At 32.9% G+C, this 20816-nt stretch carries 17 protein-coding genes and 1 riboswitch; of the genes, 2 read left to right on the forward strand and 15 right to left on the reverse strand.

Translation table 11 applies throughout. The features are described 5' to 3' along the window. Nucleotides 1–14: 14 nt before the first annotated feature. The 3 genes from PRVXT_RS12195 to PRVXT_RS12205 are packed head-to-tail and all read right to left on the reverse strand — an operon-like array spanning nucleotide 15 to nucleotide 1946. Nucleotides 15–704 (reverse strand): hypothetical protein, encoded by a 690-nt coding sequence (locus PRVXT_RS12195; protein ID WP_350343144.1) that lies wholly within the window; start codon nucleotides 702–704, stop codon nucleotides 15–17. Then, complete coding sequence (locus PRVXT_RS12200; RefSeq protein ID WP_350343145.1) at nucleotides 701–1573, reverse strand: ABC transporter ATP-binding protein; 873 nt, start codon at nucleotides 1571–1573, stop codon at nucleotides 701–703. The genes PRVXT_RS12195 and PRVXT_RS12200 overlap by 4 nt, the downstream gene beginning before the upstream one ends. Beyond that, the gene (locus tag PRVXT_RS12205; protein ID WP_350343146.1) at nucleotides 1563–1946 is read right to left on the reverse strand and encodes a GntR family transcriptional regulator; all 384 of its coding nucleotides are present in this window, start codon (nucleotides 1944–1946) and stop codon (nucleotides 1563–1565) included. The genes PRVXT_RS12200 and PRVXT_RS12205 overlap by 11 nt, the downstream gene beginning before the upstream one ends. A gap of 466 nt (nucleotides 1947–2412) precedes the next feature. On the opposite strand from PRVXT_RS12205, the gene PRVXT_RS12210 reads away from it, so the two are divergent. Continuing rightward, complete coding sequence (locus tag PRVXT_RS12210; RefSeq protein WP_350343147.1) at nucleotides 2413–2862, forward strand: ferritin-like domain-containing protein; 450 nt, start codon at nucleotides 2413–2415, stop codon at nucleotides 2860–2862. Nucleotides 2863–2991: 129 nt separating this feature from the next. Here the strand turns inward: PRVXT_RS12210 and PRVXT_RS12215 are convergent, their stop codons facing one another. From PRVXT_RS12215 to PRVXT_RS12230, 4 genes are all read right to left on the reverse strand, one after another. Then, nucleotides 2992–3573 (reverse strand): hypothetical protein, encoded by a 582-nt coding sequence (locus PRVXT_RS12215; protein ID WP_350343148.1) that lies wholly within the window; start codon nucleotides 3571–3573, stop codon nucleotides 2992–2994. Between the two features lie 133 nt (nucleotides 3574–3706). Further along, nucleotides 3707–4492: a response regulator transcription factor gene (locus PRVXT_RS12220; protein WP_350343149.1), complete on the reverse strand. Its 786-nt coding sequence runs from the start codon at nucleotides 4490–4492 to the stop codon at nucleotides 3707–3709. Then, the gene (locus PRVXT_RS12225; RefSeq protein ID WP_350343150.1) at nucleotides 4492–6246 is read right to left on the reverse strand and encodes a histidine kinase; all 1755 of its coding nucleotides are present in this window, start codon (nucleotides 6244–6246) and stop codon (nucleotides 4492–4494) included. The genes PRVXT_RS12220 and PRVXT_RS12225 overlap by 1 nt, the downstream gene beginning before the upstream one ends. 117 nt (nucleotides 6247–6363) lie before the next feature. After that, the gene (locus PRVXT_RS12230; RefSeq protein ID WP_350343151.1) at nucleotides 6364–8139 is read right to left on the reverse strand and encodes a flavocytochrome c; all 1776 of its coding nucleotides are present in this window, start codon (nucleotides 8137–8139) and stop codon (nucleotides 6364–6366) included. Nucleotides 8140–8475: 336 nt separating this feature from the next. On the opposite strand from PRVXT_RS12230, the gene PRVXT_RS12235 reads away from it, so the two are divergent. Continuing rightward, entirely contained in the window at nucleotides 8476–9948 is a 1473-nt protein-coding gene (locus tag PRVXT_RS12235; RefSeq protein WP_350343152.1) for a methyl-accepting chemotaxis protein, read from the forward strand. Nucleotides 9949–10035: 87 nt separating this feature from the next. On the opposite strand, the gene PRVXT_RS12240 is transcribed toward PRVXT_RS12235, so the two are convergent. The 8 genes from PRVXT_RS12240 to PRVXT_RS12275 form a co-directional block, all read right to left on the reverse strand. Beyond that, entirely contained in the window at nucleotides 10036–11604 is a 1569-nt protein-coding gene (locus tag PRVXT_RS12240; protein WP_350343153.1) for an amidohydrolase, read from the reverse strand. A 68-nt stretch (nucleotides 11605–11672) separates the two neighbouring features. Next, nucleotides 11673–12671 (reverse strand): hypothetical protein, encoded by a 999-nt coding sequence (locus PRVXT_RS12245; RefSeq protein WP_350343154.1) that lies wholly within the window; start codon nucleotides 12669–12671, stop codon nucleotides 11673–11675. Between the two features lie 126 nt (nucleotides 12672–12797). Then, nucleotides 12798–13157 carry a PadR family transcriptional regulator gene (locus tag PRVXT_RS12250; RefSeq protein ID WP_350343155.1) on the reverse strand — a complete coding sequence of 120 codons (360 nt, stop codon included), beginning with the start codon at nucleotides 13155–13157 and terminating at the stop codon, nucleotides 12798–12800. A 206-nt stretch (nucleotides 13158–13363) separates the two neighbouring features. Next, on the reverse strand, nucleotides 13364–14212 hold the full coding sequence (locus PRVXT_RS12255) for a YitT family protein (RefSeq protein ID WP_350343156.1): 849 nt from the start codon (nucleotides 14210–14212) through the stop codon (nucleotides 13364–13366). Nucleotides 14213–14523: 311 nt separating this feature from the next. Then, a riboswitch (cobalamin riboswitch) is annotated at nucleotides 14524–14712 on the reverse strand. A 181-nt stretch (nucleotides 14713–14893) separates the two neighbouring features. After that, entirely contained in the window at nucleotides 14894–15496 is a 603-nt protein-coding gene (locus PRVXT_RS12260; protein WP_350343157.1) for a C39 family peptidase, read from the reverse strand. Between the two features lie 118 nt (nucleotides 15497–15614). Further along, a complete protein-coding gene (locus PRVXT_RS12265) occupies nucleotides 15615–16457 on the reverse strand; it encodes a GIY-YIG nuclease family protein (protein WP_350343158.1) in 843 nt (280 codons plus the stop codon). Between the two features lie 364 nt (nucleotides 16458–16821). Then, nucleotides 16822–18861 (reverse strand): methyl-accepting chemotaxis protein, encoded by a 2040-nt coding sequence (locus PRVXT_RS12270; protein ID WP_350343159.1) that lies wholly within the window; start codon nucleotides 18859–18861, stop codon nucleotides 16822–16824. 776 nt (nucleotides 18862–19637) lie between these two features. After that, nucleotides 19638–20747, reverse strand: coding sequence for a DUF4268 domain-containing protein (locus PRVXT_RS12275; protein ID WP_350343160.1), 1110 nt, complete (start codon nucleotides 20745–20747; stop codon nucleotides 19638–19640). Nucleotides 20748–20816: the final 69 nt, after the last annotated feature.

The following is a 20816-nucleotide window of genomic DNA, read 5'->3' on the forward strand; positions in this document are numbered from 1 at the left end:
TGCATAACATATACTTACTTTATTAACTTCCGCATCCAATATAAAACTACACTAATAAGAAACATAGTTGCAAAGATTGATCCAAGCAAAGTTAGGTTTGGAAAATTTATGTTGAAGTTAATTACTGTGAATTCCAGCCTACTTTTCCATAATAGGTTAACAAATGATAAAAACAAAAAGTTAAAAGCAATAAACAGATTGCGCTTTATTTTGTTAAGCTTTATGATTCCAATCCCAACTGCCCATCCACCAACATAGTAACACATGATAATTAAGCTTAAAGAAAAAATATGGGCAATCCAAAAGGATGATGTTTCTAAAAAACTTAAACTGCTAATAGTAGCTGTAAAGCCAGTTAATTGACTAACTATTTTGAAGAATATAGTAATAACTGTGGAAAGTAACACTATGCTTAGAGATAAATCTACTGCTGCAATTGTAGAGCTTATAAAATATTCTTTTCTGGTGATCCCATTTTTAATGAAATGCTTGAAATAGACTTGAGATGTTAGTAACCCGGTAATTAGCATGAAAATACATGCAGCACCAAAAATATTTTCCAAAAAGTTTATATTGTTGCTAGTGTCATAAGGATTAAAGAAAAAAATTGTTGCTTGAATAATAAACATTACGCCTATAAACCATAAAACCCAAATCATTTGTTTTTTGTATAAATACCAAGCTAAACTTAATTTTCTACTCATAATGATTGATCCTCCCTTGTCAAGTTAGAAAACAGTTCGTGTAAAGATACTGGACTAATTTCAAGACCTTTATATGGCCCCTTTGCACCCTCAAGTTGCTCAATATTATCTAATATCATTACTGATTTTATGCCCCCAAGCTGCTTGTCACTTAATTTTTTCTTATCGTTTACAAACTTATCAACTTGTTTGTATCCTCCAGTTACCTTCGCCCCCATACTAATCACTTGGTTATAGTCGTCATCGATAACTATTCTGCCATTGTCTAAAATAAGCACATGGTCAAAAAGATATTCCATTTCTGATACTATATGTGTTGATAAAATAAAAGTCCTTTGACAACGCTTTTGTTCTTTTAATATTTCTTGATAGAATAAATCTCTAGTAAAGAAGTCCATACCTATATACGCCTCATCAAAAATCGTGATAGGTGAACCACTAGCAAGGCCTACAGTTGCATTAAGCGCCGAAATCTTTCCCATCGACAGATCATAAATAGGTTTATTTAAAGGCAGCTTAAATATAGAAGCTAAATCGTTGGCATAGTCTAAATCAAAATTAGGACGAAAACTATTATTAAATTTAAAATAGTCAGCTACTAGTTCATTTTTATAATAAAAGTTATTGCCAAAGTATATATAAGGAATTATTTTTTCATTTTCATAAACATTTTTATCACCCACCGTTACCGAACCTGTTGAAGGAGATAAAAATGATGCTAACAATGAAAGTAAAGTTGTCTTTCCAGCACCATTTTTTCCTAATAACCCATAAATTTTGCCATAATTAATTGTAAGATAAATATCCTTAAGGACTTCAGTGTTTTGATATTTAAGTGTTACATTTTCAAAACGCACATCAAAATTCATCACATTCACACTCCTTTACTTTTTTAATCATATTAATTACTTCCTTATCAGATAAGCCTAGCTTTTCAGCTTCTTCTACCAGTGGCAAAACATACTCTGTAGTAAAGGTTTTTTTTCTTTTTCTTAAAAGCCTATATCGCGCATTTTTAGCCACAAACATACCCACACCTCTTTTTTTGTAGATAATCCCTTCGTCCACTAATAAGTTAATACCCTTTGATATTGTGATATGATTAACCTTATAAAACTTAACCATTTGAGTGGTTGAAGGCACCTGTTCATGCTCACCTAGCTGACGGTTTACAATCTGATCTTCTATTTTTTCTTTGACCTGTTTAAAAATAGGCTTATCTTCGTCAAAAAAGACGCTCATTTTAATTCACCACCTTTTAACTTCACTATACATTAAGAGTTATATACTTAACTATATGACCTTATAAGTAGTATATGTTTAATTTTCTGAATTGTCAACAAAGAAATAGCTAAATATTAAACTATTTTCTGTTGGAGTGTTAAATCAAGAAAACCAACCTCTTCTACAGCTATTTAATCAATGGTTGTAAAACGCCGCAACATCTGATACAACAGTGTTTTAATAATACTTATAAAATCCCTCAACTTAACTAGTAAAAATTTCATTCTGTTCCTCTAAGGCTAATAATCTTTGTTCACTTTCTATATCCATGTTAGCACCAGGATTAAAGTCTGAACATTTTGCAATCTCCTGTGTTTATTTAATGTTTGCCAAAAAGATTGTTAAAAAAATCTCAAACAGTGGTTGACAGGTGTGTTCAAGGTAAATTATACTTAATAGTAACAATTCCTACGGAGGTGCTTTTATGGAAAATTATAAAGATATTTTAAAAATGGCTGTTGAAAATGAAGTTGAGGCATACGAGTTCTACAAAGATGCTGCTTCAAAAGTAACTGACAAAAACTTAAAATCCACTTTTGAAGAATTAGCAGAGGAGGAAACTAAGCATAAAGTTTTGTTAGAGGACTATTTAAAAAACGATTTAAAGAACATGAGCTTTAAAGAAAATAAAGACTATCAAATTTCTGAAACTGTGGAAGAAAAAGCTTTATCTACTAGTATGAATTTTAAGGATGCTATAGCTTTGGCGATGAAAAAAGAGGAAGAAGCAATGAATATGTATAAGCAATTTGCTGAAGCCAGCGATGATGATAAGCAACGGAAAACATTTGAAGAATTAGTAAAAATGGAACAGCAACACAAAACTAGATTAGAAGACATCTATGTTAACGCTGCTTACACAGAAGTTTGGTAAAAACTTGTATAAAAAGGGGGGCTGCTTTAAACGGGAATAATTTCCTGTTTAAAGCAGCCCCCTTTTTTATTGCTATTTATATTTAACATTACTTTCAATAGACAAGGCAATTAACTTTTCAAAATATGTCTAACCGGTTTGTAGCACTGCTATTATAAGGGCAAATATTGGAATAACGCTCCCCCAAACTAACTGGGATAAGGTATGACGTTTAGTTTTTATTGAAGCCCAAAATACAGATAAAAGAACAAGTAAACTAAGTAAAGCTTTGGTACCGATAAAATAAGTCAATATCAGAATTGGTCCTGCCACACCACAAGCATGCCCGCTTGCTCGTATTTTAAGTGCTTTGTTAAAAAGCAAAATTCCAATTCCCGAAAAAAAATAAATTAAATACACCAATAGTAATTCTTCAGTTGTATGAGCACTGACCGCCCAGATAATCCCAAATAAATAACCCAAAACTCCCATTACAATAGCAAGATTACGCTGGCCCTCCCTACCCTTATGGCGAAATCTAGGTAATATTTTCTGTAATAGGTAAGCCGACAGCGGCAACGCAGTTAAAAATATTATAGACAGAGCATATTGATAAGTTCCCAAAAATATATCGGGATTAACTCTATATAGAGTAACCAAAGTAAATAGTGCCATTATCGGTACTACTGTAATCAATCGAATTATTTTTGCAACCTTAGCTGTTTCAATCATATTAACTTCACCTACCTATTTTTTGTTAATTTACCGCAAAGCTAAAACTGTGTAATTATGCACCTTTACTATTTCGTCTTTTTTGTCCAAAACCCTTTTACATATAAAAGTACTTTATACTTGTGCTTTTTGATTAATAAATCTCCCAATTTTTTAAATCACTTTTTTCTTTACGGTATTGCAAAGGTGTCGAACCAACGTTCTTTTTAAAAGTTCGGCTAAAGTAATGTTGGCTTTTATATCCTATCTTTCTTGCAATGTCATACATTCTCACATTACTTTGATCTTGTTCTAACAATTCCTTTGCAGTATTAACCCTTACTTGAGTTAAATATTCAATAAAGGAATATCCAAGTTCCTCCTTCATTAGTTTTGATAAATAATCTTTATGGACATTCAGCAACTTAGCTGCTTTTTCTAATGATAGGTCGGGGTCACCATAATGATCTTTAATATATTCCTTACCTTGCATCACAATTTGTGAACATCCACCACATCTTTGTTCTTCTCTTTTTACTGCTTTTACTGTCCGGTCAGGATAAATATCGCTTAACGTACTATTGGCTTTTTGCAACAATTTCAAAAAATCACTTTGAGGGACTGGCTTTAATAAATAGTCAAACGCTTGAACCTTGATAGCCTCATGGGCATATTCAAAATAATCATAACCTGTAATATAAACTATAAGAGAATTAGGATTCTTTTTTTTTATTATTTTCCCTAGTTCAAGTCCATTTAGTCCCTCCATGTGTATGTCCAATAAGTATAGATCCACATGCATACTTTGAATATTTACCAAACATTCCTCTCCATTTTTTGCATCAAAAACCCATTCAAAGCATTTGCTATGCTCTATAATCCAACTTTTAAAACCTCGCCGGATTTTAGGCTCATCATCGACAATCGCTATTTTCCACATTATTTTTCCGCCTCCCAACTCTCCTGCAAAATTGGATGCTTAATAGCTACTGCTGTTTTTCCTTCTATACGTTCAAAACTTAAACCATAAGTTACGCCAAAAGCTAATTGTATTCTTTTATTCGTACTATAAAGTCCAAAACCTACCCCTTCACCCGGCTTCGACTCCCTTTTAAGACACTCTTGAATTTCCCTTAGTTTATCTGTAGATATGGCATCTCCTGAGTCTTCAACTATTATAATCAAATCTTTTTCACTTTTCTCTGCTTTGATATTAATAAAAAAAGGATTTTTACTTTTCTTTCTAAACCCGTGGATAAGAGAGTTCTCTACAATAGGCTGCAAAATTAATTTTAACACAGACTTTTGTAATAAAGTTTCATCATAGCAAATTGTGTAGTCTAGTTCTTCTTCATATCTAGCCTTTAATAGTTGAAGATAAGATTCGATATGGTCCAATTCTTTTTCTAAAGTAATCCTTTCTTCCCCTTGACTCAGTCCTATTCGATAAAAAGTGCTCAGAGCTTCTAAAAGTTCCACCGATTGTTGCGTTTCTTTTTCCAAAACCGACCAACGAATACTATCAATAGTATTATAGAGAAAGTGTGGTTGAACTTGAGCATGAAGAATCTTAAGCTCTGCTTCCCTTTTTTCTTTTTGCTCTTTTTCAAATAAGTAGTTTAATCGCTTAATTTTTTTAATCATTCGATGAAAACTTCTTTCTAGTTGTCCTATTTCATCTTCTCTATTACTACTGTAGGATAAATTTAAGTTCCCTGTTTCCACAACCTCCATTTTACGTTGTAATCCAATAATAGGTACAGTAATTGTCTTAGAAAGTATTAACGAAGTAAAAAACAACATCAAAAGAATAGCAGCACCTAATAAGAACACAGTGTAAATTAGTTTATCCGTATCCTCTGTCATTAGGGATTTTGAGTAATCAATGCCTAACGCCCAGCCATTTGTTTGAGGGATTGGTGCATAAACGACCATTCTTTTCCGACCGTCGGGAGTTTTAATTTCTCTTACCCCCTTATTTTCTTTTGCAATATCCTCCTTTAAAAAATCCACTTCAGAATTGTCTAAGCTCTTTAAATTAAGTAAATTCAACCACTCCTCATGGGGATTACCTTCCGTTGTAAATAAATTAGATTTTGAATCAACTAACCAAGCTTTTCCATCATAGATTCTAATATCCTCCGCAATTGTTGAAAAATTTTCTAGATATATAGCGCCGTTAATGTATCCTACTAAATCCCCTTCTTCAGAAAAAATTTTATGAATAATAACGATAATCGGTGCCTGATTTGAATGAGAAAGAATAGGGTCACTAACAGCATAGTTTTTTTTTGTTTGTTGAATTTCTTGGAAATAAGGTCGCTCAGAAATGTCGATGTAAGTATCATTTGTAACCCAAGCACAACCTTCTAAGTCAACGATTGCAAAGGATTCATAATCACTTTTATGCAACTTATCCATTCTTCGCATAAAGGGTTGATATTGGTTTTTATTCATCGATGAAAGTTCTGCCGTTTCCGTCAAAATTCTCAGTTCAGCAACTCTTTTGCTAATCCATCCCCCCAACTCTTCAGCCTTTACTGTAACCAGTTGTTGATTAAGGTCCTTAGTTAAAGGAATGTTAGTATTAGCAATCTGAGATTGTATCAGAAAAATACCTATAGCAAATAACAGCGTCGTTACAACTCCAAAGTAAAGTAGTATTTTTCCTCTAAAAGATTTTTTCCACAGCACATCATCACTACCTTTTTTGCACTCTTTTTAATTGTTCATTTTATCACAAACTTTGCTAAAAAAGTCAACACCCACTTCCTAAAAAGCAGGTGCTGACTACATTATACCATTATTTTTTTATTGGGCGGCATTTCTTCCGGCAATTCTGCCAAAAACTATCAGATCAGAAATAGCATTTCCTCCTAATCTATTTTTCCCGTGAATTCCTCCAGTTAACTCCCCTGCTGCATATAGCCCTTCTATCCATTCACCATCTGTTGAGATAACTTGAGTATCTCCGTTAATTTTTAATCCTCCCATGGTATGGTGTATCGCTGGCACAACTTTTTGAATATAATACGGACCTTCTTCCAAAGCAACTAAACTCCCTCTACGTTGGAAGTCTTCATCTTGGCCCTGCTCTGCAAATCCGTTATATTTCTCAATGGTCTTTTTTAAAGTTTCCACTTCAATACCAAAGAATTCTGCAGCTTCTTCTATAGTATCAGCTTTTACAATTAAGTCCTGGTTTTCTAAACTTTCAAATTCTGTTAGATAGCTATCCATATTGCTATTTTGTCTAATAGTTTCATCCCACATTAGATATCCATAAGACTCTGTTTGCGCTAAAATAGCCTCAGAAATTACATCCCTTCTGTCCAGTTCTTCCACAAATCGTTCTCCCTCTTTATTAACTAAAATAGCTCCATCAAACCTAGTGTCTGCAACATAAGATAAATGGCCTGTACGAGGATTGCAAGTTGGATACGTTTGTACATATTCCATGTCCCTTACATCAGCGCCAATGTCCTTAGCCATAATAATCCCGTCACCAGTTGCTCCTTTTTGGTTTGTAGACATATACCGCTCATCGATAGTATCATTATGCTCTTGCACCATCTCTAAGTTTGCACCAAACCCTCCTGTCGTCAGCACTACTCCATTTACTCCATAGTAATGAACGCTCTCTCCTTCGGGGTTTTGCGCTTTAATTCCAACAACTCTTTCATTTTCATCTACCATGATTTCACTTGCTTCCATTTCCAAATAAAGTGGTATTTCCATTTCATAGATTTTTCTTTCTAATTTTTGAATTAACTCAATCCCTGATCCACCAATCGGATATATAGCTCTTGGTACAGAGTGTCCTCCAAAATGCATAAGATAATCTTCAATAAACTCAACCTCAACAAAATCCCTTAACCATTCTCCATCTTCTGTAATATTTTCCGCCATAATACGGACCAAGTCTTCATCGGCTTTATAATCACCACCGCTCAAAGTATCTTCGATATACTGTTCTACACTATCTTCAACATCCATTATTTCTTGAACCCAGCTATTTGGTGCATTAAACTCTCCACCAGAAACTAAAGTGTTTCCACCAACAAATGGATTTTTTTCAATAATAGCTACTTCTGCTCCTTGAGATTTAGCCTCAATCGCCGCAATCATACCTGCTCCACCAGCACCTACAACAACAACGTCGTATTCTTTTTCTTCATCAGCAGCACCATAGTCTAAGCTTAAGTTCTTGCCTTGGTCAAAATACTCTTCTGTAGCACCTGCTTCTTCCATAGCTGCCTTTACTGCATTACGTAGACCCATTGAAGTTATGGTAGCTCCTGAAACCATATCAATGTTTATACTATTATGCTCTACCATCATATCTTTTAAATCATTGAATACAGGATCCGATAAAACCGGTGTTTCCTCATGACTTACTATTTCAATTCCTGCAATATCCCCTTCGTCAATCGTTACCTCAACTTCAATTTCTGCATTGTGACCTTGTGCAGTTCCCGTATAAAGCCCATCTTCCAGTTCACCTGATGATGAATCACACCCTACAAATGTTGTTAGAGCCAACATAAAGATGAGGATAAAGCATATATTCTTTTTGAAATTTTTCATTGAAAAAACCTCCCTTTATTATGATTTTTATTTAACATAGTCATTTTAACTAAAAATTAGATTCTTGTATTTACACTTAAAAGTGTTTTTTTGGCTTTTTCCATATAAAATAAGTTTAAAATGTTAATATTTCAATCACTAAAATATTCATCTAACGGAGTGTATTTAGTCCCAAAGCATATTACAACAAAACATAACCATAGCTACTTAGTGCTGTAATAACAACATATATGGTCCTTTCAAATCAAAATTACTCTAAAAAAATAAATTGACAATAAATAGTTAGTATAGGAAAATATAAGTATAAAAATTCAATCACAATAGGCGGTGAACTTAATGGATAAAGAGTATTTACTTCATAAAAAAAATGTACTAGTAGTTAGGTTACTTTGGTTTTCAGTAGGGTTAGGGGTCTTAGCCTCTATCTTATCAGATAGTTATCAAGAAGCTTTAATCCTTTCTGCCGTCGGCGGGGGTATTTCTATTATTACAACGGTACTAGTACTAAAAAAATGGGCAACTATGTATATTCAATACATTTCAGCCGTTGGCATGGCAGTTTTAGTTTATTTTTTTGCCATAACAGCCCCAAATGTAAATTCCATTCTTCTTATTTTCTTTACTGTTTCTATCACATCTTTATATCATAATTATAAATCAATTATTTTTAGCGGAATCTTAGGAATGGGATTATGTTTTTTCTTATTTACTAACTATAGAGTTGAGGTCTTCAGTGGTATGGGCTCCACTGGATTTATATTTTTAAATATACTATTTGCCCTTATTATTACTATTTTAGCATTTCAAACTAGAATGGGAGAAAAGCTACAACAAGAAACAGAAGAAAAAGAAAGAGCCGCCCTATCAGTCCAAGAAAACTTACAAAAAGTCGTCGATGAAATTAAAAACTCAATAAACACTTTAACAAATGTTGGAAACTCACTAGATCGAAATGTATCAGAGTCTCAAGAAATTTCAAACGAGCTCACCAAAACATTTCAAGAAGTATCTAGTGGAATTTCATCCCAGACAAACAGCGTTAATGATATCAGCTCTTCAATTCAAGAAATTGATTCTAAAGTTATGACATCAAACCAAAATTCAAAACAAGTTATCAACTTAGCAAAGCAAACCACAGGTTTAACAAGTGAAGGAAATGAAGAGATTAATCACTTAAATATTAAAATCAAACAAGTAAGCAAAACAATAGAGCATGTTGACGATTTAATGAAAGGCTTGCAAGAACAAAGCAAAGATATCGGCAGCATTCTTCTACAAATCGGCGAAATTTCTAATCAAACAAATTTACTTGCTTTAAATGCTTCCATTGAAGCTGCGAGAGCGGGAGAACATGGAAAAGGATTTGCCGTAGTTGCCAATGAAGTAAGGAATCTAGCTGAAATGACCAGCAATTCAGCAGACAAGGTAGAACAAATGATTACATCTATGGTAGAAAAAACCAATCAGGTTTCGTCCTATGTAGCGGAAAGTCAAGTTGAAGTAAATGAAGGTTTCCAATCTACTGAAAGGGCAAATGAAGTATTCTCTGGCATTTTACAACAAGCAAAAGAAGTAGAAAATCAATCAAGTCAACTGACAGACATGCTCCAATCTCTACAAAAAGATACAAGTGTTATCGTAAATGAGTCTGTTTCCATTGCCAACGTAACGGAACAATCAAATGCAGCGGTACAACAAGTGCTGGCTTCTGCTGAGCATCAAAATGAACGAATGGATACTCTAGCAACAAATTTTTCAGAATTAACAGCGGTGACAAAACAGCTTGAACAAGTTATGACAAAAAAATAAAACATCAACAATCGTTGCATTCTTATTTATATATAAAAAAGGAATTCGTGTTATGCGAATTCCTTTTTCCATTTATAACATTATTCATCACCAAGATAGAAATTTACTTTTTAAAACGTGTAAGATTAGTTTGATGTTACTAATCTTAAAGCTGTTTTTTCTATAAAGTTCTCCTCCATAATAAACGGAATCTATGTTAACGTCTAATAAATCTTCACAGTGAGTTATAGTAATATCCCTATCAAAGACAACAAAGTCAGCCACTTTTCCCACAGTGAGAGAACCCATTGTATCTTCCATATGTGCCAACTCTGCGGTATGAAGTGTATGCATTTTTAAAGCTGTTAAAATATCAACTCTATACTTTTCATTGGGATGGTTACAACAGGAGTACAGCCCCATCAAGGGATTAACCCTTGAACTTGGGTGGTCAGAACCATTAGCTACGGTAATCCCTGATTCCAGCATAAGAGGCAGAGGATGTTTTTGATAAGCCCTATCCCCAATGACTTCTAGCAAATATTCCAGCGGCTCTTCAGGCCAAGTTAAAAAAGGGGTTTGAACTGCACAATACAATTTAAGCCGGCCAGCTTTTTGTATATATTCTTTTGGAAATAAATCACCATGAATAATTGCATGCCGATGATCTTTAGAAAGATCATCCTTCAATACTTTTTCAAACGCGTTTACAGCCTGCTCAACTGCTGCATCACCAATAGCATGTAGGGCTAACTGTATTTCATTTTCGTGTGCTTTTTTAACAAAGTTTTCTATTTCTTCTTGACTATATACCAGCCAGCCATAGTTATTTTTTTCATCGTTATAGGGTTGTTTTAAAGCTGCATCTTTGGCGCCAAAACAACCATCCAATTGATTAACAAAACATCCCCCTACCCGTTTACATTTCTTTTTAATGGCTTTTTCAATATCCATAGTTTGCAAAAAAGGCAATACCCGTATTGGAGTTTGGCGGTCTAAAGCCACCATAAGATCATAACCACTATCATCACCTTCTAATCCTTCTACTGGCATGATAAGGTTAATTCCTAATTGGGCTAATTGATCCATCAGCGATGGGATTTTTTTTAAAATCATAGAAGGTTCTATAAGCTTTATTTTTGCAGCAAACTGACATAGCTTTTGGAACGCTTCACCGGAACATTCACCTGTACTTTCATTAAGTTCCCCATGTTTTTTTAATTCTTGAGGTAGAATTTCTATAAATTTGGAGTTTAGAACTCCAGCATGTCCATCATACTTAACCAATAAAACTGGTCGTTCACTAATTATATCCAATTCATTTTTATGTGGTAGTCTTTTTTCTTTCATTATATGTTTTGAAATGCCAAATGCCCCAACAACTTTATCTTTTTTATTGTTATTTGCAAAATTCTTCATCAGATCTATCACTTCAGGTATAGAACTGCAATCTCTCACATCAAGTGACAGTAAACATGCCGATGTAAAATGCAAATGTGTATCTCCAAAGCAAGGTGTAACACATTTACCATACATATTAATATGCTCAAAGTTATTATATTCTGAGGGTATATCGTTACCTGTGTAGACGATATAACCATTTTCTTCAATCAAAACACTAAATATACTATTTTCTTCCTCGCAAGAAATAAATTTCCCATTATAAAATACTCTCATTAATTCCTCTCCTTTTAGAGCAAGTTAACTTATATTTCTTAAGCAAATAATAAAAAAGTACCCAAATATTACAACTTTATTTCTTTGTTTTCTAGCAACTTTACAAACTTATATAAATCTTTTTTAACTGCAAATATGGTGATATAAAGTAAAAGTATACTTGATGAAACGGTTATTGCAATTATAGAAATTAATTGTACTTTATAAGTTAATAATAGCCAGGTGGAGAAAAGAAACATTCCAAAGAACAGGCTAAATAATAAAGGATTAGATATTATTTTTATTTCTTTTTTAATTTTCTCTACCATTTGTAATTGTGTAAGCGGCTCTTTTCCCTTTTTCACTTTCTTTTCATTAATTTTGCTATACTCTTTACGGCATTCCTCTAATAAACCATCTTCAACTTCTTCACTAATTTCTGTAAAAAAACTTTTATTAAAAGGAGTAATGATTTTTACATGCATAGCAACATAAACCGTCATTATAACAACAGATAAAATTAACACCTGGCTAAGTGTTAGCTGAAAAAAGGTTACGGTTATTAAATCTTCAATAATAAAAGCAAAAAGAATGAAAAGAAAATAATAGGATTTAGAAATAAGTATAACAGTTTTACTATGAAGCTTATGCTTACTAAAATGAACTGTTCTTACTATATATAGAATCGAATTAACCACTAATTTTGAAATAAAAAATGTTAATAAAGTAGGACCAAGATTGTCTGCCAAATCACGGGTAAAGAGCATACTTGAAATATAGTTATATAATCCCACCCCAAGGGTAAACGAAACACATAGAAAAATAGCATTTACTATTTTCTCTATATGCCAGTATGGTGCATAGGCATTTCTTAAATTTTTGCAAAACCTTTCAAGATTTTTACCTAAAACCTTCTCTACAGGTCTTTCTGTCTTCTGAGCATTTATTAGTAAATCCCCAATTTCATTTAAACAACCTTCCGTTACAGACTCAGCAATATTATTTAATTTATAATATAGTTCTGCATTCTCAAAAGACTCTAGGTATTCACCTCTAAGTTGTTTCTTAAATTCATAAATCTTTTCCATTTGCATTTCCTCCAATCTTCCAAATAAAATGAACCTTCCATCAGGAGTTCCCTCCAGCTAATTGTTAGTCAAATTAACCGGACTTATTAGTAACTGTGAGCATATATAGATCAATTTACACAAAAATTAAACCTGCAACAAAATTGAATCAGCTCGTTTTGTAATTGATTTATACACATCTATAAACTGTGTTAAATATTGTTCTCCCTCAGCGTTTATTGAATAATATTTTCTTTTAGGACCTAGTGGAGACTTCCCTATTCTGCAATCGATTAAACCCTTCTTCTCCAGCCTTGTAAGTATTGGATATAGTGTTCCATCCTGGATATCAGCAAAGGAGTACTCTTCTAATTTAATTATGATGTCATATCCATAAGTCTCTCCCCTCGCTATTATTGCTAAAACACAACCTTCTAATATACCCTTTAACAATTGCCTCTCATTCACAATCCTATTTTCACTTCCTTCCTTATATAACCACGCCAAAACCAGACACCTAACTAAATAAGCTTAATTCAATAACTCTGCTGATTGTTAGGCCAATCCACTAGAGCATTTTTATATCCCCTAAACTGTTGATGGGGTTGCCCTCCTGCGATAAAACCACCCTACTTAGTATCACTTAGTAGGGTGGTTTTATGATATCAATACTACTTAGTATTGTCAAGTAGTTTAAAAGTACTATCTTTATTTTATATTGTACGACTAAATCCTTCACCAGTAACTTCATGAACAACACCTACTGTTATAAATGCTTTTGGGTCAACATTGTTTACAAACTTCTTTATTTTAACATACTCTTTTTTGTTTACAACTGTATTGATAATCTCTTTTTTACCTTTGGAGAAACCACCGTCAGCATAATAAACAGTACAACCTCGATCTAACGTATTGATAATAAAATCGTTAATTTGTAAACTTTTATTACTTATGATATAAATATTCATTTTTTTATTTATTCCCTGTATAACATTATCAATGACAAAAGCATTAAGGATTACTCCTAACATAGCATACATGCCTAAAGTTGCCCCAAAGGAAATTCCAGCTAAAAACACAATAATGAAATCAGACAATAGTAATGCTTTGCCTATTTCAAGATGAAAATACTTATTAATTATTTTTGCTACAATATCCGTTCCCCCAGTTGATGCATTCTGATAAAAAATTATTGCCATACCTACTCCTTGTATAAGAATTCCATATATCAGATTGACCATTAGATCCTCTACCAAAGCTTTTTCCATAGGCGTAATAACTTCAAATAAATAAATCATTATAGACAACAAAAAGCTTGCATAAATGGTATAGCCACCAAAGTCTCTCCCAATTATGATAAAGGCTAGAGTAAATAATATTAAATTGGAAACTATCATAACAACACCTATTGGAATAACTGGAAAAGCATTGTTAATTACCATTGCTAATCCTGTTACACCACCTACCGCTAAATCTGCTGGTATAAGAAAATAATATAGTCCTATCGCCATGACCAATACACCTAAGTTTATCAATGCAAAGCGCTTTAGATCACTCCTCATAATCCACACCTCCACATATCAATGGGGTTACCTTCCCCCGCTGATTGTTAGTTATCAAAATACGTTGAAGCTAAAGTGCTACGTACTAATACCTGCCAAATCTTCCTAAATTAATAGCATTTGATTAGTAAATGTAAAGAAAAGCAAACTGAAAGTTACCTTTAACTCCCAAAAAATAAACCCAGCCATTTGCTGAGTTATCACATCTCCATAAATAAAAAAACCTTCCTAAAAAGAAAGGGCATTATTAGTAGGTAGAATAAAGAATATCCTACACGTAAATAACACCTCCTCATCCTCGTGAGTAATTAACAGCATTGTTACTATTGGCAGGTCTCCTGACTTAGGAAATAACGATTCTTATAACCTTCCCATATCTATGATACAGTGGTGTTCATAAGATTCTATCCATCACAGTGGCGGGACCGTGTCGGTATTTCACCGAACTTCCCTTTTAAGCAAATATAAATAAAATTTGCACCAATAGTCCTTATATTCAGTTTTTAACCAACCATAGTCTATCACTAAAGTTATTTATTGTCAATAAAATAACGTTGGGAGTAATTTTTTCCCTAAACAATAAAACCTAAATTTCAACAATTTAAGCACTAGCTCCGCCAACTTTTATTTATTAGCTGTAGTTTTTCTAGAGAATTTTTATTGCTGTTTATCTCAAGTTGTCTACTCTACTACTATATAAGTATTGCTATAAAGCGGTATGTGCAAACTCTTTATATCCCATATTTTTTTAAATTCATCGATTGAAACCTTGCGATTATAGCTATTTTTCCCAGCACTACAATTTATAAGTTCCCTTAAGGATTCTGCTATGTAGAAATAATTTTTATCATATCCTGTTATCGGCACAAAATGTAAGGTGTTTTCATTTTTAGAGGTCTTAATAAAAACTATAACAGGATTACCTTTACTAACGTGATACTTTAATGAATCGACATTGCCTTTATAATAACTTGTTTTAAATCCGCATTGTTTCAAATAAGTTCGTATTCCTTTAGGGTACACAAGCCCTAACTCCGTCTTAGACGGGAAATTCTTATAAATACCAAAGCCATCAGCATCTATGCCAAAATGACGCAATACATATGCTGTTGAAAACGCTGCACACTCATACTTGTTTTGTATGTCAATTTTATTCTTTCGTTTTATTTGATAGCTTACAGGATACTCTCTTTTTTTATAGAATGGCTTGGGTAAAGTCATTAAGTAAGCGTTAATAACAGTTGATAAAATAAACCATATAATTATTCCCCTTATTATAAACACACCGTCTCCCCCTACCTCCGGAATTTTGTTCTAGCTTCTAATCTAAGTATCACCGCTAAGCATTTACTACAGCATATAATATATAAAATAACTTGAAATGCTTTAATAAACTCTTTTATCAATTAGAATTCAAACCAAACACTCTAGTACCTAGTTTTGCCTTAATTATCTGTTCAAGTTGTACTACTTGCCTACGTAGTGAAGTATTGGGGAGTACAGTCAATATACTAATTTGAAAATTTTTATACCTTAATGAATCCACATCCAACAAATCAATAAGAATTTTATTTCCACCATGCTTTGTTTGTACATAATTGCTCCATCTACCCCAAATACCGTCTTTGCCATAAGCTGAACCAACATACTGCTGTCCATTGGTTTTATCCAGTATTAAATATACTCCATAAACGTTTGATAGCATCATTTTCCACTGCTTATTTACATCTGGGTAGTTAATAATTTTTTCTAGTTCATTGAATGTCAAAATAACATTTTCATATCCTAAAAACGCTTTTGCAAATCCCTCTGGTAAAATTTCTACCACGTCTTTATCAAGCTTTTTCTGGCACCATGATACTGTAGATTTGCCCCAATCGATAACTAGTCTCTCTTCTAAATCACATAATTTGTTGTTTTTCACAAGTTCATAGTGATAATAAGGTCCTGGCCCCCAGTTTTCGCTACTAATGATTGGCTCAAGCACCTCTGGAAGCTTAGCAATTTGTTGCACTTGATGTACCTTATAAACACCTTGTAAAAGTGCCTTCGTGCTCTCTAAAGCACGAAAAGCAATGATATATTCAGTGTCCTTAAAAACATTGGTTTTTTGATAAGATTGATATAGTTCAAAAGCATCTGCTTCTACTAATTTTTTTATTTCTTTTCTATCAGTAGTATGCCGAATAATTTTTACACCTGTAGTCTTAAATCCTTTTACTCGCAAAATATCTATTAGTTTCACACCATTCCCTCCACTTGGCCTTATTGTAGGCAATTACAAAATTCTACAGTTCCGACTATAATAACGTTTTTATAAATATTATCCCCCATCTAATAACAGAGCGTATAGGAGGGGGTGAAAATCTGTTCCTTTTTGCAATCACCTAAATCTTACTATATATTATTAAAAATCCCTTCTGCTTCTCGAATAAATATACTTTTCTATTAATTTTACATAACTTGATATTATAATATAACAAGTTTCCCTTATTCTCAAGTTAAGGTATAAGATTTCCCGACTCGTTGCAAAGTGTTTATTAAATTAACGATATTAAAGAGCTAACCTCATTTTAGAGAGATTAGCTCTTTTTTTAAAATGGATATAATTAAATTATAAACTGTTCCACTTTTTCTTTCATTTTTGCAGCTAGCTCAGAAAGATTTTCGCTTGATTGTGAAATCTCTTCAATTGAACTTGCTTGTGATTGCATGCTAGCAGAAACTTCCTCAGAGCTAGCTGCATTCTCTTCCGAAATAGCTGATAAGTTTTCAATGATATCAGCTATTGCCTTTCTTTTTTGATCTATTTCCTCGCTAGAAGCATTAACATCAGTAATTATCTCTTCCATCTCATTTAGAGCACTTGCAATACTTTCAAACTTAGCATTAGTTTGCTCAACACTTTCCAGTTGAGTTGTCATAGTTCTTTCTAATTCTTTTACAGTACTTACCCCCATCTGGGATTCCTCGCTAAGTGTACTTATTACATTTGTAATTTCTTCACTAAATGAGGTAGATTGTTCCGCCAGCTTCCTAATTTCATCAGCTACTACTGCAAATCCTTTTCCAGCTTCTCCCGCACGAGCTGCTTCTATACTTGCATTTAAAGCTAATAAGTTTGTTTGCCCCGCTATATCTCCAATTTTTTGTATAGCTTCTGTTATAGTAATAGCACTATCATTAGTTTTATTTATAAGTTGACTTACATTTTGGGTTGCTTTTTCACTACCCTGAGCATTCTCTACTAATGCAGTTACTGTTGTTATACCATCATCTTTCACCTCAGAAATTCTTCTAGCTGACTCATTTAATACCTCCATATTTTCTTTATTCTGCTCCATAATTCTACCTAAATTTTGGATGTTTGATGCCCCTTTTTGAGTTTCCTCTGCTTGCTCCGATGCACTATGAGCAATTTGCTCCACTGATTTAGTTACTTCTTCAGAAGAATGTGAAAAGTTTTCACTTGTACCATCTAAAACTTTTGAAGACTCCGCTAGAGACCTAGAACTCTCAATGATATCCGAAATTATTTTTTTTATGCTATGCTGTGTACGATTTAATTCTTCAGCAATCTCGCCAAGCTCACTTTTATCCTTCAATAAAGATGCATCTATTTCTGTTTTCAGGTCTCCTTTTCCAAGTTGTTTTACATAGTTTTTTACCTTTTTCAATTTTTTTACAGAGTTGTTAGAAAAATATATTAAAGTTGCTCCCAATATAATAATTACTAGAACAGCTATTATCATTATCAACATTAAAAAACTGCCTACAGTATTATTAATCCTATCCATTGAAAATCCTATATTTAATGCCCCTATAGCTTCATCATCTATTACAACTGGTACAATAACATCATATACTGGAATTTCATCTTCTGTATATAAAATTTGCTCAGCGGTCCTCTCTTGCTCTAATATTGCTTTTTTTATCCCATCGTCGCTCTCTATGTCTACTCCCACTCGCTCTTTATCACTATGAGCTGTTACTTGCATATCCAAATCTGCAAAATACACATACTCAATTTCCTCATCTAAAGCTAATCCTTCAACTATTGATTGGTGACTGGAGCTTTCAGTTAAATCATTAATAACATCAGCCTCTATGCCAACTTGAATAACCCCATTGTTATCATTTAATAAGTACCCAAATTTAAAATGTTCAGCGTTATCACTATCCTCACCTTGGCTTGCTCTTACTTCTTCTATATATTGTGGAATATTGTCGTTCATCATTTCAAAGATAACATGTTCTGGGGGCGCTTGAGTTCCTTCTCTGTTTGTCTCAAGATTTGAAAACACTACCTCTCCATTTGTATCAAACACATTTATGGCATAAACCCCTAAATCTTCTGCAATTTCTTCTAGTCTAGTGTTGTCCAAAGTATCTAACTCTCTATTTACTACAGTAGCAGTATTTAAAATCTCTTCTTCTAATAAGCTTTCTATAGTTTCAATACTTATAATAGAATCTTCTATCCGCTGTATATAATCTTCTGCCCTACTATACCCTTCTCTTTCCATATCGGCAAAAATCTGGTCTCTAACTAGATAAAATGACATGCCTGCTATAGCTGTTACACCCAAAATTACTACTAATAATGGAATAACTACTAATCTAAAATTTAGCGAATTAACTTTTTTCATTATTTTCCTCCTCATTGGTTGTAAAAGTACCACGAATTTTTTTATGTTCTTGGGCAATTTTAATACACCCCTTTCAACTTTAAGGGGTGTATTTAGAATGCATAATATAAATATAAATTTTAATGTGACTATATTAGGATACCCTGCATACCGATAATAGAAATTAAACCTCGTTGCTACAGTTGTCCTTAGTTACAATCCTTTGATTCCCCATGGGTTCAACGATAAAAAACTTATATTAAAAATTTACCCCTTTTTTATGTATTTATCTTAGCATACATTTCCCATGTTTACATTAGGTCAAAGTCCCTAATTCAGGTGGTTCGAAAGACTTTATCAACCTTGCTAAAACTTTTTATATAAATGAAAGTTTAATTATAAATTTTGTCTTTTGCTTAGTTAAAACACGCGATTTACAGAAAGTTGCCTTACAATGCTTGAGTTCTCTGCTGTTGAAGTAAAATTTACAGTAAGTAACCATGGTGTTAGTACACAACTTTAAAAAAACAAGATTTTATTATCTAGTAATTGGCTTTAGTAGAAACTATTAACTGACAGGTACGTGAAGTAAGAACATATAATAAAGGATAGCACTTATAACTAACTGAGCGGGCAAAACCCCATGCAAAGTAAAAAGGCTATCCTTAATAATACAATTACATACTATAGAATTTGTTATCAGCAAAATTTTGTCTGTATACTCCCATATGATATGGGTCACAAACTTGAGCACAAATATTTGATAAAAGCTTATTAAAGTCAATAAAATTTTTTTATTATTTCTTCATTATATCACGAAGTATGCTTTTCATTGTTTTTTCAAATTTAATCATGTTCGTTGTCAAAAAATAAATCATTCTATCCCAGTCTTCCTCATTAAAAACGCTAACATCTTTAAGCCAATATGCTACTCTACTGCCTTTTTTTTCGTCTAACCTTTGCCAATCAAGTTGGTCACCGAATGATAGTTCTATTTTATCTTTATGGGCATAGATACTGTCAAAAAGAATTTTGTTCTCATCTTGCAATCCCCTGTTAATCCAAAGTTCAATTCTTGCGTAATTACCAGTAACAACGAACATATAAACAAGTCCACTGTATCCACTCCCACAACTTAACCAGTTGTCTTTTGATGGGCTTATATTTTTAAATAGATCCGATTTATCATTCATCTTTTGCAACATACGTGTCCAAAAATCAATCCTGATAGTATGTCTAGTTTGCTTCCTCTCCTTGTTAATTAACTCCTCTTGCTTTTTGTTTGCTATCTTTATTAAATATTCTTCAGCATCTACAATCGGAATAATCTGTTCGGTATCAAGAAGAATCTGGCCATCTAGCTCATAAGGTGTAACCTTAATACATTTTATCTTTATATTATGATCTAAAAGCCACATAGCCGTGGAAGTCACTTCTTTTCTAAAATTAGCAGCAATCATAATAATTCTTTGAGCATCGTTATTGAGTTCTACCTCATTGAAGTCCTCAACTCCAAAAAAATCACATAGCAATTTCTCTGCATATTTTTGTTCACCCTGCTCATCAAGATATCTTTGATATATATCTTTAATATTTCTTTTTGTAAGCCCTGAACAATAAGATGCATATTTTAAAGATTGCCATACAACATCTCTGCCACTATCATCCAGCTTATTTTCTATAATTACTAAATTCCCATTTTCATCAATTGCTAAGAGATCTAACCGTTCCTTTGTATCATCAAAACCACTAAATTCTTTTTGAATAACAAGCAGTTTTTCTCCAAGTATGTCTGTGTTTTTACAAATCCACTCCTGTAAATGCCTTCTTTCTTTAAAATTTAGTTCTTGAAATGTTTTTTTACTTAAGGATATTGCTTCATTTTTTTCTCTGTCAATTAAAAACATTCAATACCCTCCTCAAAGACATTAAGTTAAACCTTTTACCTACCTTATTTACAAGCCTAAAACCTTAAA

The sequence above is a fragment of the Proteinivorax tanatarense genome (assembly GCF_040267685.1).
GTDB lineage: Bacteria > Bacillota > Proteinivoracia > Proteinivoracales > Proteinivoracaceae > Proteinivorax > Proteinivorax tanatarense.